1 protein-coding gene is annotated in these 384 nt (G+C 35.2%); it reads left to right on the top strand.

Going from position 1 to position 384, the window contains the following annotated elements; genetic code table 11:
* The coding region (locus tag FOT98_RS31835) for an RNA-guided endonuclease InsQ/TnpB family protein (RefSeq protein ID WP_144291297.1) at window positions 1–384 on the top strand (384 nt) is incomplete at both ends.

Raw genomic sequence — 384 nt, 5'->3', positions numbered from 1 at the left:
AGACGGAACCCTTCTGGCAGATACTTTGTGTCATTGTTAGTTGAAACAGAAGTGCAAGAACTTCCGAAAACACATTCTTATATTGGAATGGATGTAGGGTTAAAAGATTTCGCCATTTTGTCAGATGGAACAACCTATAAAAACCCTAAATTTTTTTGCTCATTGGAAGAGAAGTTGGCAAAAGCACAGCGTGTTCTTTCTAGAAGAATGAAAGGATCTTCTCGCTGGAATAAACAACGAGTAAGGGTAGCTAGGATTCATGAATACATAGCTAATGCTAGAAAAAATTACTTGGACAAAATCTCAACTGAAATCATCAAAAACCACGATGTTATCGGTATAGAAGATTTGCAAGTATCGAATATGTTAAAAAATCATAAGTTA

The sequence above is a fragment of the Bacillus sp. HY001 genome, assembly GCF_007558965.1.
Classification (GTDB): domain Bacteria; phylum Bacillota; class Bacilli; order Bacillales; family Bacillaceae_G; genus Bacillus_A; species Bacillus_A mobilis.
This window is presented reverse-complemented; position numbering and strand designations above follow the sequence as displayed.